General features: G+C 73.9%; 13 protein-coding genes. 9 read left to right on the plus strand and 4 right to left on the minus strand.

Annotated elements, in window-relative coordinates:
- Positions 1 to 165: 165 nt before the first annotated feature.
- The 6 genes from B7L92_RS07050 to B7L92_RS07075 all read left to right on the plus strand — a co-directional run bounded on the left by B7L92_RS07050 (position 166) and on the right by B7L92_RS07075 (position 8097).
- Entirely contained in the window at positions 166 to 783 is a 618-nt protein-coding gene (locus B7L92_RS07050; protein ID WP_081236599.1) for a TetR/AcrR family transcriptional regulator, read from the plus strand.
- Between the two features lie 345 nt (positions 784 to 1128).
- Complete coding sequence (locus tag B7L92_RS07055; RefSeq protein WP_081236600.1) at positions 1129 to 1941, plus strand: SDR family NAD(P)-dependent oxidoreductase; 813 nt, start codon at positions 1129 to 1131, stop codon at positions 1939 to 1941.
- 14 nt (positions 1942 to 1955) lie between these two features.
- Positions 1956 to 3173: a serine hydrolase domain-containing protein gene (locus B7L92_RS07060; RefSeq protein WP_081236601.1), complete on the plus strand. Its 1218-nt coding sequence runs from the start codon at positions 1956 to 1958 to the stop codon at positions 3171 to 3173.
- A gap of 15 nt (positions 3174 to 3188) precedes the next feature.
- A complete protein-coding gene (locus B7L92_RS07065) occupies positions 3189 to 5438 on the plus strand; it encodes a cytochrome P450 (protein ID WP_081236602.1) in 2250 nt (749 codons plus the stop codon).
- Positions 5439 to 5996: 558 nt separating this feature from the next.
- Positions 5997 to 7178 carry an elongation factor Tu gene (gene tuf / locus B7L92_RS07070; RefSeq protein ID WP_081236603.1) on the plus strand — a complete coding sequence of 394 codons (1182 nt, stop codon included), beginning with the start codon at positions 5997 to 5999 and terminating at the stop codon, positions 7176 to 7178.
- Positions 7179 to 7251: 73 nt separating this feature from the next.
- On the plus strand, positions 7252 to 8097 hold the full coding sequence (locus B7L92_RS07075; protein WP_081236604.1) for a spermidine synthase: 846 nt from the start codon (positions 7252 to 7254) through the stop codon (positions 8095 to 8097).
- On the opposite strand, the gene B7L92_RS07080 is transcribed toward B7L92_RS07075, so the two are convergent.
- The gene (locus B7L92_RS07080; RefSeq protein WP_081236605.1) at positions 8059 to 9357 is read right to left on the minus strand and encodes an MFS transporter; all 1299 of its coding nucleotides are present in this window, start codon (positions 9355 to 9357) and stop codon (positions 8059 to 8061) included. The genes B7L92_RS07075 and B7L92_RS07080 overlap by 39 nt on opposite strands.
- Positions 9358 to 9417: 60 nt before the next feature.
- Positions 9418 to 10428, minus strand: a complete 1011-nt coding sequence (locus B7L92_RS07085; RefSeq protein ID WP_081236606.1) for a DUF8017 domain-containing protein — start codon at positions 10426 to 10428, stop codon at positions 9418 to 9420.
- Between the two features lie 169 nt (positions 10429 to 10597).
- Here B7L92_RS07085 and B7L92_RS07090 point away from each other — a divergent pair, with 169 nt between their 5' ends.
- Positions 10598 to 11035 (plus strand): DUF4442 domain-containing protein, encoded by a 438-nt coding sequence (locus B7L92_RS07090; protein WP_081236607.1) that lies wholly within the window; start codon positions 10598 to 10600, stop codon positions 11033 to 11035.
- Between the two features lie 127 nt (positions 11036 to 11162).
- Here the strand turns inward: B7L92_RS07090 and B7L92_RS07095 are convergent, their stop codons facing one another.
- Both B7L92_RS07095 and B7L92_RS07100 read right to left on the minus strand, forming a co-directional pair.
- Positions 11163 to 11831 carry a CBS domain-containing protein gene (locus B7L92_RS07095; RefSeq protein WP_081236608.1) on the minus strand — a complete coding sequence of 223 codons (669 nt, stop codon included), beginning with the start codon at positions 11829 to 11831 and terminating at the stop codon, positions 11163 to 11165.
- Positions 11832 to 11890: 59 nt separating this feature from the next.
- On the minus strand, positions 11891 to 12355 hold the full coding sequence (locus B7L92_RS07100; protein ID WP_081236609.1) for a Crp/Fnr family transcriptional regulator: 465 nt from the start codon (positions 12353 to 12355) through the stop codon (positions 11891 to 11893).
- A gap of 225 nt (positions 12356 to 12580) precedes the next feature.
- Between B7L92_RS07100 and B7L92_RS07110 the strand changes: the two genes are divergently transcribed.
- On the plus strand, positions 12581 to 13486 hold the full coding sequence (locus B7L92_RS07110; protein WP_081236611.1) for a universal stress protein: 906 nt from the start codon (positions 12581 to 12583) through the stop codon (positions 13484 to 13486).
- 457 nt (positions 13487 to 13943) lie between these two features.
- A partial coding sequence (locus B7L92_RS07115) for a phosphoketolase family protein (protein ID WP_143626252.1) occupies positions 13944 to 15243 on the plus strand: 1300 nt, incomplete at its 3' end.

The raw sequence follows: 15243 nt of genomic DNA on the forward strand, positions 1-15243 counted from the left end.
GGGTGGGCACGGGGGAGAGCCGCGGCGTTCCCGGGGGGTGCGGAGCGCGTTGCGCGCCGCGGCCCACGCGCCCCGTTCCCCCGCGTTCCTCCCCTGTTCTCCCGCGTTCCGGCAGGTGACACGCTTCGGTACAGTGAGGGGACGCCGGCTCAGAAAGGTTGTCCGTTGGCGGAGAAGACGGCCCGTGTGTCACGCGCCGAGCAGAAGCGGCGCACCCGTGCCGCTCTGGTCTACGCCGCGCGCGGCCTGTTCGTGGCGCAGGGCTACACGGCCACGACCGCCGACGCCGTCGCACGTGCGGCGCACGTCTCACGGGCCACTTTCTACCTGCACTTCCGCTCCAAGGCGGAGATCGTCGTCGAGCTCATGCGCGCCGTCGAGCCGGAAGTGGTCGCGTCCTACGAACAGCTCACCCTGGTCGAGCCCACGTCCTCGGCCACCGAGCGGTGGCTGCGGGAGCACGCCGCCCTGTGGCGCCGGCACCGCATGGAGTTCACCGCCATGGAGCAGGCGCTGGCGAACGAGGAGCCCGTGGCGGAGGAGTGGTTCGCCCTGTACGGCCGGCTGGCCGACGCGATGGCGACCATCACCGGCCGGCTCGTCGCGCGGGGCCTGGCCGCGGAGCGGGCCCGGGCGCGCGTCATCGCCCTGGTGATGACGGTCGAGCGCGCGTTCTACGTCAGCGTCGTGCGCGACCGTCCCGCGTTCTTCGAGGCGATCGTCCCGGAGATCGCCGACGCCCTCGCCCACGCCCTGCGGGGGGACCCGGCCCACTCGGCCTGAGCCGCGTCGCCCGCGCCCGTGCCCGCGCGCCCTTCGTGAGGACCTCGCTCGGTGGACGCTTGTCCACCAACCAGATGCGTGGAGGTCGCCGAGGCGCCGACCGCCGCCCGCACCGCCCCGCTCGCGGAGAGGTGCCGTCGTCCCTCCGTGCGACCGGACATCCCGCCCGAATGCCCCCGGAAACCTCAAGGCCGACCGGTGCACTGCCGTGCCCGGACGCGGGGGAGCCCGCAGGACGGGCGGCGTTCGCCGTGACGACACTCACTAGACACATGTCTTGTGAGTGTGCGAGCCTCGACACACGTTGACCCCCGGCGCCCGTGTCCGGGGAGCCCTGGAGGAACGATGAAGTTCGCCCATCACGTCGTGTTCGTCACCGGAGCGGCATCCGGCATGGGGCTCGCGGTGGCCCGCGCGTTCCACGAGGAGGGCGCCGTCGTCTACGGCGCCGACATCTCCGCCGAGAGCCTGGAGAGCTCCTTCGAAGGCCTGGAACGGGCGGTCCCGCTCGCCTTCGACATCGCCGACAGCCGCGCCGTGGACGAGGCGTTCGCCAGGGTCGAGGCGGACCACGGCCGTCTCGACACCCTCGTCAACGCGGCGGGCGTCAACGCCCCGAACCGCGCCGCGCTGGAAGCGCTCAACGAGGAGAACTACAAGGGCTTCCTCGCGATGAAGGAAGGGCGCCGCCACGACCCGGAGTTCATCGAGCACGTCACCGACGAGGACTTCGACCGCGTCCTGAGGATCAACCTCTACGGCACCTTCCACACGCTGCGCGCCGCGGTCCCGCTGCTGAAGCGGAACGGCGGCGGCGCCGTCGTCAACTTCTCCTCGGCCGCGGCGCTGATGGGGGTGGCCATGCCGCCCTACTACCCGGCCTCGAAGGCCGCCGTCCTCGGGCTCACCCGGGAGGCCGCCGTCGAACTCGCCCCGTTCGGCATCCGCGTCAACGCCCTGGCCCCGGGCGCCATCGACACCCCGCTCTTCCGGCAGAGCGACGACGAGTTCATCGACTTCCTCGTCGGTCTCCAGCCCATCCGCCGCACCGCCGCGCCCGAGGAGATCGCCAGGACGGTCCTGTTCCTCGCCGGCGAGGACGGTGCGTACTACACCGGCCAGACGATCTCGCCCTCGGGCGGGCTCGTGATGCAGTGAGGAAGGCGGAGACCATGACCCAGCACACCGCCACCGTCCCCGTGGCGCGGGACGCAGGCCCGGACGTCGTGTCCCGGGCCGACATCGACCGGGCCGCACTCGACCGGCTCGTCGCCGAGATCAGGAACGACGTCGCGGCCGGGACCTACGACGGCGCGCACGTGATCCTCGCCCGCGGCGGGGACGTCGTCGTGGACACCGTGCTCGGCTGGCACGAGCGGGCCGCCGACCGCGCACTGCGGCCCGACGCCGTGTTCCGCGTGCTGTCGCTCACCAAGGCGTTCACCAACGCGATGGCGCTGCGCGCGATCGGCGAGGGCAGACTGGCCCTCTCCACCCGCGTCGTGGACCTGATACCGGAGTTCCTCGGAACCGACCCGTTCCGCACGCTCCGCAAGGACCGGATCAGCCTCGTCCACCTGCTCACCCACCGCTCCGGCATGCCGCCCACCCCGAACCCGGGACTCGGACCGGACCGCTTCGGCGTCCTCGCGGACGTCGTCCGGGCCCTGTCCACGGTGGACGTGCTCTTCGAGCCCGGGACCAACCTCAACTACGCGCCGGCGATCAACCACGCGCTCATGGGCGAGATGGTGCGCCGCGCCTACGGCGCCGCGTCGTTCCGCGACCTGGCCCGGGAGCTGATCTTCGACCCGCTGGGCATGGACGAGACCTCGTTCGGCCTCCCGGCGGCGCTGCGGGACCGGGCCGTGCCGCTCAAGGCGTACCTGCCCGAGGGCGGGTTCCTGCAGCCCGCCGACATCGAGTGCCTCAACGACCGCATCACCGAGGACGCCGAGATGCCGTGGGTGGGATCCGTCTCCACGGCCCGCGACGTCTTCACGTTCGCCGAGATGATCCGCCGCCGCGGCCTGCACGACGGGCAGTGGGTGCTGGCCCCGGCGATCGTCGACCAGGCCACCACCCTGCAGACCGGCGACATGCCGAACGACCTGTACGCGCAGATGGCGGCCGCCCGCGGCTGGGAGACGCCCCGCGGCAACTTCGGCCTGGGCTTCTCGCTCTCCGGCACGGGCACCGCGCCCACCTTCTTCGGCCCCTTCACCTCGCCGCGCACGCACGGGAACTACGGCGCCGGGTCGTCGCTGTTCTGGGTCGACCCCGAACGCGACCTCACCTTCGTGTTCCTGTCCGCCGGAGTCATGGAGGAGAGCGAGAACGTCGCCCGCTTCCAGAAGCTGTCGACCATGGCCGTGGCCGCGGCCCTGTAGAGGAAGGAGCCGACGATGACCGAGACCGCGACACCGCCCGCCGCCGGCCGCTGCCCCGTGGCGCACGGCTTCGACGCGATGAGCGACGACTACTACCGCGACCCGTCGACGCACTTCGCCAGGGTGCGCGACGAACACCCGGTGTTCTGGTACCCCTGGCTCAACGCCTGGGTGGTCACCCGGCGCGAGGACGTCCTGCGCGTCCTGGCCGACTGGAGGGAGTTCTCCTCCTCCGGAAACACCGCGACGATCGAGGTGCCCGAGAAGCACCGCGACGTCGTCCCGCAGGGCCTGATGTCCGAGATGATCGTGGGCACCGACCCCGACCTGCACACCGTCCACCGCAACGCGGCGCTGCGCGGATTCACCCAGGACCGCATGGAGGCGCTGCGCCCGCAGATCGAGGAGCGCGCCCACCGCATCCTCGACAAGATCGAGACGCGGGGCTCCGGCGACCTCATGGAGGAGTACTGCCTGGAGCTGACCACCCAGACCCTCCTGGCCCACCTGGGCCTGGGCTGGGAGCACGACGCCATGATGCGCCGCCTGCGCGGTGACATGGGCCGGGTGCTCTCCTCCGCCCAGGAGGAGATGCCGGCGGAGATCGTCGACGAGGTGTGGGAGCGGTTCGCGGCGTCCTTCGCACGGCTGCAGGCCGTGGTCGCCGAGCGCCGGGAGAACCCCGGCGACGACTTCATCAGCGACATGGCGACGCAGCGGACCAGGGACGGCGCGTACGTCCTGACCGTCCCCCAGGTGGCCCTGCACGTCTGCGAGTTCGCTCTCGCCGGTGCGGACACCACCGCCCAGGCGATGGCGAACGCCGTGCTGTTCCTCGCCGAGAAGGAGCACTACGTCGAGGAGGCGCTCCAGGACCCGGCGCTGTGGGCGAACGTCTTCGAGGAGACCGTGCGCCGCCGCCCGTCGTCGCCCTTCGCCTCCCGCAAGGCGATGCGCGACCTGGAGATCTCCGGGGTGAGGATCGCGAAGGGCGACATGGTCTGGGTCTCGCTGGCGAGCGCGAACACCGACCCGGCCCACGTCGAGCGCCCCTTCGAGTTCGACATCCACCGCGAGGACCCCACCGACCACCTGGCCTTCACCGCCGGCCGGCACACCTGTCTCGGCCAGGCGCTGGCCCGCGTCCAGGGCGCCACGGGACTCAGGGTGCTCTTCGAGCGGCTGCCCTCCCTGCGCCCGGCCGCCGAGGTCCCGCTCGACTTCGCCCGGATGGCGCTGCTGCCGGTGCGGCTCTCCCTGCCCGTGGTGTGGGACGTCGCCGACGTCGAGCGTCAGAAGAAGCGCGTCAAGCGGGAGATGGACCTCGTCCTGACCGGCCGGGAGGAGGTGGCCGACGGTGTCGTCGCGCTGCGCTTCGCCCACCCGGACGGCGACGTCCTGCCGGACTGGGAACCCGGCGCGCACGTCGACGTCCGGGTGCCGGTGGACGGCGGCGTCCTGGTGCGGCAGTACTCCCTGTCGTCGTCGCCGTCGCAGCGGCACGAGTGGCGGCTGGGGGTCCTGCGCGAGGACGGCGGACGGGGCGGCTCCCGGGCGGTCCACGACCGGCTCGAGGTCGGCGCCCGCGTCCGGCTGGGCTGGCCGCGCAACAACTTCAGGTTCGTGCCCTCCCCGCGCTACGTCTTCGTCGCGGGCGGCATCGGCATCACCCCGATCCTCCCGATGATCGAGAAGGCCGAGGCCGAGGGCGCCGAGTGGGAGCTGCACTACGGCGGCCGCACCCGCTCGTCCATGGCGTTCCTCGACGAACTGGAGCGGTACGGCGACCGGGTGAAGTCGATCCCGCAGGACGAGTGCGGCCACCCGGACCTGCCGGGCATCTTCGCCGCGGTCCGCCCCGGCACGCTCGTCTACGCGTGCGGTCCGGAACCGCTGCTCACGGCGCTCGAAGGGGCCCTGGCGCACTGGCCGGCGGGCACGCTGCACACCGAGCGGTTCGCGCCCAGGAAGGTGGTGCGCGACGCACCCGACGAGGCCTTCGAGGTGGAGTTCGCCCAGTCCGGCGTCCGGGCCCGGGTGCCGGTGGGCAAGTCCGTCCTCCAGGTCGCCGAGGAACACGGCATCACCGCACTGTCCTCCTGCAAGGAAGGCACCTGCGGCACCTGCGAGACACGCATCCTGCACGGCTCCGCCGACCACCGCGACTCCATCCTCACCCCCGCGGAACAGGCCGCCGACGGCACGATGATGATCTGCGTGTCCCGCGCGGCCCGGGGCTGCCCGCGGCTGGTCCTGGACGCCTGAACCGGGACCGGGAGCCCCGCGCACGGGGCTCCCGGTTCCCCGGGCGGTGAGACACCGTGAAAAGGACCGTGTCCCCGCGGAGTCGCTCGAAGAGCCGCCGCCGGAACGCCGGCCGACCCGCCGCTCCACCCGCGCTCGCGAAGCGGCCGGAGAATCTCCACGGCACAGGTCGGGAACGCGGGCGGTTCGCGCCGCCGTCGGTGCGGGAGACGCTGAAGAACACCGGCACCTGACCGCAGGCGCGCGGTGGGCCGCCCCCCGCGCCGCCGCGCCGTGGAAAACCGTTCGACGCCGGGCGGCGGGTCGGCGATGATCGACCCCATGTTCCGGTACGCCTTCCACCTCGCCGCATCCGCCGCCGCGGATGCCCCGAAGGCTGCCGTTCCCGTCCTCGCGGCCGCCGTCGACGGCGCCCGAAGCTGACCCTCCCCGGATCGTCCGGCGGACCCCGTAGGGGGAGGGTCGGCACCTTCCGGGGGTCCCCGTCCCGCCACGCGCCGCATCCGCCGCGCGCCGGGGCGCTCGCGCTTCACCACCGAGAGGCTTCGAGGTACCGCCATGTCCAAGACGGCGTACGTCCGCACCAAACCGCACCTGAACATCGGCACGATGGGTCACGTCGACCACGGCAAGACCACCCTGACCGCCGCCATCACCAAGGTCCTCGCCGAGCGCGGCTCCGGCAGTTTCGTCCCGTTCGACCGCATCGACCGGGCGCCGGAGGAGGCGGCGCGCGGCATCACCATCAACATCGCGCACGTCGAGTACGAGACCGACACCCGGCACTACGCGCACGTCGACATGCCCGGCCACGCCGACTACGTCAAGAACATGGTCACCGGCGCCGCACAGCTCGACGGGGCGATCCTCGTCGTCTCCGCGCTCGACGGGATCATGCCGCAGACCGCCGAACACGTCCTGCTCGCCCGCCAGGTGGGCGTCGACCACATCGTCGTGGCCCTCAACAAGGCCGACGCCGTCGAGGACGGCGAGGACGCCGTGCTGGCCGACCTGGTCGAGCTGGAGGTCCGCGACCTGCTCTCCGCGCACGGCTACGGCGGCGACTCGGCGCCCGTCGTCCGGGTCTCCGGGCTGAGGGCACTGGAGGGGGACCCGCGCTGGACGGCGTCGATCGAGGCGCTGCTCGACGCGGTGGACACCTATGTGCCCGTCCCCGAGCGGTACCTGGACGCGCCGTTCCTGCTGCCGGTGGAGAACGTGCTCACCATCACCGGCCGGGGCACCGTGGTGACCGGCGCGGTCGAGCGCGGCACCGTCCGCGTCGGCGACCGGGTCGAGGTGCTCGGCGCCGGGACGGAGACCGTGGTGACCGGCCTGGAGACCTTCGGCCGGCCCATGACCCGGGCGCAGGCCGGGGACAACGTGGCGCTGCTGCTGCGCGGGGTGCCGCGCGACGCGGTGCGCCGCGGGCACGTGGTGGCCGCGCCGGGCAGCGTGGTGCCGAGCCGGCGCTTCACGGCGCGGGTCCACGTGCTGTCGGCCCGCGAGGGCGGCCGTACGACGCCGGTGTCGACCGGCTACCGGCCGCAGTTCTACCTCCGCACCGCGGACGTGGTCGGTGACGTCGACCTCGGCGGGGCGGCGGTCGCCCGGCCCGGGGAGACCGTCACGATGACCGTGGAACTGGGCCGCGAGGTGCCGCTGGAGCCCGGGCTCGGCTTCGCGATCCGTGAGGGCGGGCGCACGGTCGGGGCCGGCACGGTGACGGAGGTCGGCTGAGCGACGGCACCGGGGTGCCCGTCCCCGGGAGGGGGCGGGCACCCTGCCGTACGGGCGGCGGCACAATGGCACGGTGAACGAGCCCCTGCCCGTGACCCGCGCCGTCGATCACGGCACCGCCAAGCTGATGCCCGACATCGACCGGGAACGGGCCTGGCTGCTGACGGTCGACGGGGCGCCGCAGTCGTACGTCGACCTGGACGAGCCGACCCACCTGGAGTTCGAGTACGCCCGGCGGCTCGGGCACGTCCTGGACACCCTCGCCGAGCCGGGACGCCCGCTGGACGCGCTGCACCTGGGCGGTGGCGCGCTCACCCTGCCCCGTTACCTGGCCGCCACCCGGCCGGGTTCCCGGCAGGACGTCGTCGAGGCCGACCGGGCCCTGCTGGAACTGGTCGCCGAGCACCTGCCGCTGCCCGGGGACGCCCGCATCGCGCTGCACGCGGCGGACGCCCGCGCCTGGCTGGAGGCGGCCCCCGGCGACTCGGCGGACGTCCTGGTCGCCGACGTCTTCGGCGGCTCGCGGGTCCCGGCGCACCTGACCTCCGTCACCTACGTCCGCGAGGCCGCGCGCGTCCTGCGGGACGGCGGGGTCTACCTCGCCAATCTCGCGGACGCGGCCCCGTTCGCCTTCCTCCGCTCCCAGCTGGCCACCCTCGGCACGCAGTTCGGGGAGCTGGTGCTCATCGCCGAGCCGGGGGTGCTGCGCGGGCGCCGGTTCGGCAACGCGGTGCTGGCCGCCTCGCACCGGCCCCTCGACACCGCCGCCCTGGCCCGGCGCACCGCGGCCGACGCCTTCCCCGCCCGGGTGGAACACGGCGCGTCCCTGCGGGACTTCGTCCGCGGCGCGCGGCCGGTGCGGGACGAGGACGCCGTACCGTCACCCGAGCCCCCCGACGGGGCGTTCGGCATCGGCTGACCCGTGGTCCGCGTCCGGCGTCGCCCCGGCCACCTGCCGGGTCCGGCGGCGCAGACGGCGCACGTCCGGCACGCACAGCACCGCCGCGGTGACCACCACGACCAGGGCGGCGCAGCCCCACAGCGCCTCCTCGCGCCCGAACGCCGTCTCGGCCGGGCCCGCCAGCGCCATCGCCGCGGGCACCAGCGCGACCGAGCCGAACCAGTCGTACGCCGAGACCCGGGACAGCTTGTCCTCCGGTATCTCCTGGTGCAGCGCGGTCATCCAGGAGACGCCGAACACCTCGAGGGTCACGCCGGTCACGAACATCACCGCGCACAGCACGCCGACCGGTACCGGCACGGCGAGCGCGGCGGACGGCAGGGCCAGCGGGAACACGCACAGGGTGCCGACGAACAGCAGACGCTGCGGTTGCCAGCGGGTCATCAGCAGGGCGCCCACCACCGTGCCCCCGCCGAAGAAGGCCAGGGCCAGGCCCCACGGCGCGGCACCGCCCAGGTGGTCGCGGGCGACCAGCGGCCCGTAGACCGCGTCGGCGGCGCCGACGACCGCGTTGGCCAGGGAGAACTGGATGACGATGCTCCACAGCCAGGGCCGGCCGATGAACTCCCGCCAGCCCTCGCGCAGGTCGGCGAGCATGCCGCCGCTCGGGGCGCGCGGCGGTATGTGCTTCACGTCGAGCAGGGCCCGCAGGGCCGCGGCGAGGGCGAAGGCCGCCGCGTCCACCGCGAGCACCCAGCCCGGTCCGATCACGGCGACCATGGCCCCGCCGAGGGCGGCCCCGCCGAGGGTCGCCCCGTGCATCGCCATCCGGAACACCGCGAACGCCCGGCCGGCCTGCTCGCCGTCGACCGAGGACAGCAGCATCCCCTCGGCGGCCGGGTTGAAGAACGCCTGGCCGGTGCCGCCGAGCGCGCTGAGCAGCATCATCTGCCACAGCCGCGCCTCGCCGGTCAGGACCAGCGCCGCGAACACGGCCTGCGAGACGCAGTTCAGCGCGTTCGCCGCGACCATCACCCGGTGGCGCGGGAGGCGGTCCGCGACGGCACCGCCGATCAGCAGGAACAGCACCAGCGGCAGGGTGCGGGCGGCGGCCACCAGACCCACGTCGCCGCCGTCGCCGCCCATGCCCAGCACGGCGAAGGCGGAGGCGATCAGCGCGCCGTGGCTGCCGAGGTTGGTCACCACGGCGGCGGCGGTCAGCAGGGTGTAGTTGCGGCCCGCCCAGGCGGGGCGGCGGGAGACGGTGGTGGTCGACACCCCGTGACTATCGCCGGGGCGGGGCCGACTTGCCAAATGCGCCTTCCCGCCCCTGGCCTGTTACGACTCCTCCGGCGGTTCCTCGGTGAGGCGCACGGTGCTGAGGATCTTCTCCACGGTCGCCTCGGGGATCTCCTCCTTGACGCCCTTGGCGCCGTACAGGTTCCAGGTGACGAAGTCCCCGGCGCTGTTCTTGAACGCGAAGGTGATCGCCTTGCCGTCGCTGTCGCACTTGCCGTTCTGCGGCGTGTTCTCCGAGTACGACCGGGCGACGCTGCCCTTGATGCCCGACTTGGTGGTGTACGGCTTGGGTTTGTCCTGCTTCACGCTCTTCTTGTCGGGCTGCGTGTACCCGCCGTAGATCCACCACGGCACCCTGGTGCTGGCCGCCTCGTCCGTGGTCTTGGCGCCGTTCTCGCCGCGGGTTCCGGCGGTGACGAGGGCGGTGTCCTCCTCGCGGCCGTCCTTGTCGTCGTCGGTGGTGCACCACTCGGACTTCAGGTAGGCCGGGGCGGTGACGGTGGTGCGGCCCATCTCGCCGTCCTTCTCCTCCCACTCGAAGCCCACGCTGGTGCCGGGGTTCTCGATCTCCCAGTCGGCGGGGACGTCGAACATGGTGCCGAAGCGCGTGTTGACGACGACCTGCCAGCCCGGAACCGTCGCCTTCACGTCCTCGCCGCCCCGGGGGTTGTCCCCGGAGCCGGACGCGCTCGGCTCGGCGGAGGTGCTCGGCGACGCGCTCGCGGACGGCTTGCCGTCCTTGCCGCCGCCGGCCTCGTCGTCCTTGTCGCCGCCGAGCACCAGGAACCCGGTGACACCGGCGGTCACGACGACGGCGGTCGCCGCCACGATCGCCACCAGCTTCGTCCGGTTCCCGCCGCCCCCGCCCTGCGGCGGCCGGGACATCTCCGCGGTGGGGGGAGCCCCCCACTGCGGCTGCTGGGCGTACGGGTTCGGCTGCTGGTAGCCGGGCTGCTGGTACGGATTCGGCTGCTGGTACCCCGGCTGCTGGTACGGGTTGTTCGACTGCGGGTTCTGCTCGCCCCCGGGCGGCTGCTGTCCTGGCCACATGGGCAGCAACCCTAGCCGCGTCCGGGACACGATTCGGTCACCGCCCTTTGACGGGGACGTAGCAGATCGGCGGCGGGACGGCGCGGCGGGTTGCGCGGGCGGCGGGTGCCGCCGGCTCTGGCCAGCGGATGCTACTCACGGGTAACGTGCGGCCATGAGCGCAGATCAGATGTCCGTCGGCGACATGCTCGCCGCCACCGTGCCCATGGCCCGGACCCTCAACCTCCAGTTCCTGGAGACCACTCCGGAGCGGGCCGTGGTCGCCCTGCCGGACCAGGGCGACTACCACAACCACGTGGGCGGTCCGCACGCCGGCGCGATGTTCACGCTCGGCGAGTCCGCGAGCGGCGCGATCGTGCTCGCCGCGTTCGGGGACCAGCTCTCGCGTGCCGTGCCGCTGGCGGTCCGCGCCGAGATCGCCTACCGGAAGCTGGCGATGGGGCCCGTCACCGCCACCGCGACCCTCGGCCGTCCCGCCGCGGAGGTCGTGGCGGAGCTCGACGCGGGCCGCCGTCCCGAGTTCCCGGTGACGGTCGCCATCCGCCGCGAGGACGGAGCGGTCACCGGCGAGATGACCGTCGTCTGGACCCTGCGCCCGGGCGGCTGACCGCCGTCGCCGCGACGGACCGCGCGGACCGCGCGGACCGGCCGGGCCGCCGGAGCCCCCGGCGGCCCGGCCCGGTCCGGTACCGGACGCCCCACACGCCCGGCCCGGTCCGGTGCCGGACGCCCCGCTACGTCCGGGCCGAGACGGGGGACACCACCTCGGTCGGCGCGAACTCCACGTCGACGACGCCCTCCACGGCCCGGATCAGCCGGGCCGCCGCGGGCACCAGCGAGGTGTCCCGGACCCGGCCCACCAACCGGACCACACCGTCGCGCACCTCCACCCACACCGCCGACCCCGGCCCGGGGAAGAGATGCGCCACCACCTCCCGCCGTACCTGCTCGGCCAGTTCCTCGTCGTCGCGCAGGAACACCTCGAGCAGATCGGCGCGGCTGACCACGCCCTCCAGCGCGCCCCGCCCGTCCACCACCGGCAGTCGCTTGACCCGGTGACGGGTCATGAGGCCGGCGGCCTCCGAGAGCGTCACCCCGGCCCGGACCGTGACGGCCGGGGAGGTCATCAGCTCCTCCGCGGTCAACGCCCCGGCCTTCAGCAGGTCCGGAAGGCGGCGCCGTTGCGTGCGCCGGTCGGGGTCGCTGTCCCGGAACTCCTCCTTGGGCAGGAGGTCCGCCTCGGACACGACGCCGACGACCCGGTCCCCGTCCTCCAGGACGGGCAGGGCGCTCACCCTCCGGCCCCGCATCAGCCGGACGATCTCCTTGAAGGGGGTCTCCCTCCCGACGGAGACCACCGACCGGGTCATGACGTCACGGACGATGTGCGGCACACCGTGCACGGCCTCTCCTCGCTCACTGCGTCTCACCGCGACGGCCGGGTCCACGGGCGCCGCCTTCCTCACAGACCACTGCCGGCGCCGTACGGGGCGTACAGGTCCAGCAGCCGGATCCGGGCGGCGTGCAGTCGGTGGGCGACCACGTCGCCGACCCACCGGGTGAGGGCCCGGCCGAACTCGGGGTCGTCCCGGCACAGCTCGTGGACCGCCGCGGCGTCGAACTCGTGGGCCCGTACCGGAGTGACCGCCTCGGCGCCCAGGTGCCAGACGTGCGGGGCGAACAGCCACGACCAGCCCACGAGTTCGTTGTGCCCCAGGCGTTCGATCACGGCCGCCCGGCGGCCGGGCACCCGCATGTCGAGGTCGACGGAGCCGGTGCGGACCACCCAGAACCGGTCCGCGCGGCCGCCCTCCTCGAACAGCCGGGCCCCTTCCGGGAAGGACACCTCACGGGCGGTCCGCAGGAGCCGCGCCCGGTGCTCGGCGGGCAGGGCACGGGGCATGCGGGGGGACGGGGGAGCGAACATGGCGGGCCTCCCGGACGGCGTCACGGACTGGCGTTGTTCCCTCAGCCTCCCGGAGCGCCACGGTCCGGGCCATGGGCCGTCCGGCCCACCGGGGAGGGCATTGGTCCCTGCTCCCCGACCGGCCGCGCACGGGGGGTGCGGGGCACGGGCCCGGGACCAATGGCCCCTGTCGCCGGGACCGGACGGAGAATAGGTTGATCTCCCCAACAGCAGGAGGTGCACACCATGACCCGCACCATCACGGTCGGCTTCGACGGCTCCCCCGAGAGCCGGGCGGCCGCCGAGTGGGCGGCCCGTGAAGCGGCGCTGCGCGGTCTGCCGCTGCGGCTGCTCCACGTCTGGCAGCCCGTTCCGGGGCCGGCGGCCGAGGCGGCGGTGAGCGGTGCCGAGACGCAGGCGCACTGGAGCGAACGCGTGCCGCGTGAGGCCGCCGAGGGGCTGCGGCTGCACCACCCCGGGGTCGAGGTCACCCACGAGCAGATCAGCGGGCGCCCCCACGAGGTGCTGGTCAAGGCCGCGGAGGACGCCGAAGTGCTGGTGCTCGGCTCCCGGGGGCTCGGTCCCATCGGCGGGTTCCTGGTCGGCTCGGTCGGACTCCTCGTCGTGGCCCGTGCCGAGCGGCCCGTCGTCCTGGTCCGCGCCGGCGGACAGGCCGCCGACGAGCACGAACCGGACCTCATGGGCATCTCGTCCGCCGCCACGCCCCACCGGCCCGTCCTGCTCGGCCTGGACGCCGGCAAACCCCACGACCCGGTGATCGAGTTCGCCTTCGCGGAGGCGGCGCGCAGGGACACCGCCCTGCGCGTCGTGCACGGCTGGGCCCTGCCGCCGTACTACGTCTACGGACTGGCGGCCGCTCCCGAGGTGTACCACGACATCGAGCGGCAGCAGGCCGAGACGCTGACCCAGGTGCTCGCCCCCTGGCGGGAGAAGTTCCCGCAGGTGGAGGTCGTCGAGGAAGCCTTCGGCGGCAGCCCGTCCGTCCGCCTGGTCGAGAACTCCGCACAGGCGTCGCTGGTGGTCGTCGGCCGCCGGATCCGCCGCACCCCGATCGGCGCGCACATCGGGCCCGTCGCGCACGCGGTGATGCACCACTCCGCCGCACCCGTCGCCGTCGTCGCGCACACCTGAGGCAGACCTGAGGCACGCGCGCGCCCGGAGCAGACCTGAGGCGCGCGCACGCCGGAAGCACGGGGGAACACGAGGGAACTCTCCTCACCGCGGGCGTCGACGGCGCCGAGCCCGGTCCGCACCCCGTGGACCGGGCCGTGCCGTCCGCGGGTCCGCGGGGCCCGCACCGGCCGGCGGGTCCGGTCGCCGTCGTACCGCGTACGGGGCGACCGGGAGGGACGGCCGCGGGGACCGGGGCACGGGGCTCCACCGCCGGGGTCCGGCCCGGGGCGGTCCGTGGGCCCGCGCGCGGATTGCGCCACATGCAGCCGTCCGGCCGCGCGAGGCGTGTCGAAGCGCAGGAAACTGGTACCCCGTCCCGATGCCCGACGCGGGGCGTGACGTGCCGCCGTTCCCCCGCCACACCCGCCCGACCGCCCACGTCGACCACCCACGTCGACCACCCACGGAGTCATCCATGCCCGAGGCCCCGGACACCCGGACCGTACTGAGCGACGAGGAACTGCGCACGCTGGACGCCCACTGGCGGGCCGCCAACTACCTGGCGGCGGGCCAGATCTACCTGCTGGCGAACCCGCTGCTGACCGAGCCCCTCAGGCCCGAGCACATCAAGCCGCGGCTGCTCGGGCACTGGGGCACCTCACCCGGGCTGAACCTGGTGTACACCCACCTCAACCGGGTGATCGCGGGGCGCGGACTGGACGCGCTGTGCATCTGGGGGCCGGGCCACGGCGGCCCCTCCGTCCTGGCCAACTCCTGGCTGGAGGGCAGCTACGGGGAGACGTACCCGGACGTCGGCCGGGACGCGGCGGGCATGGAGCGGCTCTTCCGGCAGTTCTCCTTCCCCGGCGGCGTGCCCAGCCACGTGGCCCCCGAGGTGCCCGGCTCCGTCCACGAGGGCGGCGAACTCGGCTACTCCCTCGCCCACGCCTACGGCGCCGCCCTCGACCACCCCGGCCTGCTGGTCGCCTGCGTGATCGGGGACGGCGAAGCGGAGACCGGGCCGCTGGCCGCGTCCTGGCACTCCAACAAGTTCCTCGACCCGGTCCACGACGGCGCCGTCCTGCCGATCCTGCACCTCAACGGCTACAAGATCGCCAACCCGACGGTCCTGGCCCGCCTGCCCGAGGACGAACTCGACTCCCTGCTGCGCGGCTACGGCCACGAGCCGATCCACGTGAGCGGCGACGACCCGGCCGCCGTCCACCGGGCGATGGCGCACGCCATGGACACCGCGCTGGACCGCATCGCCGAGGCGCAGCGCGCCGCCCGCGAGGACGGCGCGACCGAACGGGCGCGCACGCCGGTGATCGTGCTGCGCACCCCGAAGGGCTGGACCGGCCCCGCCGAGGTGGACGGGAAGCCCGTCGAGGGCACCTGGCGCGCCCACCAGGTGCCGCTCGCCGGCGTCCGCGACAACCCCGAGCACCTGCGGCAGCTGGAGGACTGGCTGAGGTCGTACCGGCCCGAGGAGCTGTTCGACGACGCGGGTCGGCCCGTCGCGGACGTCCTCGCCTGCCTCCCGGAGGGCGACCGGCGCCTCGGGTCCACCCCGTACGCCAACGGCGGACTGCTGGTGCGCGAGCTGCCGATGCCCTCCCTCGACGACTTCGCCGTCCCGGTCGACAAGCCCGGCACCACGCTGCACGAGCCCACCCGGATCCTCGGCGGCCTCCTCGAACGGATCATGAGGGACACCGCGGACCGGCGGGACTTCCGGCTCGTGGGCCCGGACGAGACCGCCTCCAACCGGCTGG

Origin of the sequence: Streptomyces viridosporus (genome assembly GCF_002078235.1) — a bacterium.
Lineage (GTDB): Bacteria > Actinomycetota > Actinomycetes > Streptomycetales > Streptomycetaceae > Streptomyces > Streptomyces viridosporus.

Bases quoted from the DNA above. Each gene is read 5' to 3' on its own strand.
- B7L92_RS07055 (WP_081236600.1), top strand. From the start codon at position 1,129: ATGAAGTTCGCCCATCACGTCGTGTTCGTCACCGGAGCGGCATCCGGC.
- B7L92_RS07060 (WP_081236601.1), top strand. From the start codon at position 1,956: ATGACCCAGCACACCGCCACCGTCCCCGTGGCGCGGGACGCAGGCCCG.
- B7L92_RS07065 (WP_081236602.1), top strand. From the start codon at position 3,189: ATGACCGAGACCGCGACACCGCCCGCCGCCGGCCGCTGCCCCGTGGCG.
- tuf (WP_081236603.1), top strand. From the start codon at position 5,997: ATGTCCAAGACGGCGTACGTCCGCACCAAACCGCACCTGAACATCGGC.
- B7L92_RS07085 (WP_081236606.1), bottom strand. From the start codon at position 10,428: ATGTGGCCAGGACAGCAGCCGCCCGGGGGCGAGCAGAACCCGCAGTCG.
- B7L92_RS07090 (WP_081236607.1), top strand. From the start codon at position 10,598: ATGTCCGTCGGCGACATGCTCGCCGCCACCGTGCCCATGGCCCGGACC.
- B7L92_RS07100 (WP_081236609.1), bottom strand. From the start codon at position 12,355: ATGTTCGCTCCCCCGTCCCCCCGCATGCCCCGTGCCCTGCCCGCCGAG.
- B7L92_RS07110 (WP_081236611.1), top strand. From the start codon at position 12,581: ATGACCCGCACCATCACGGTCGGCTTCGACGGCTCCCCCGAGAGCCGG.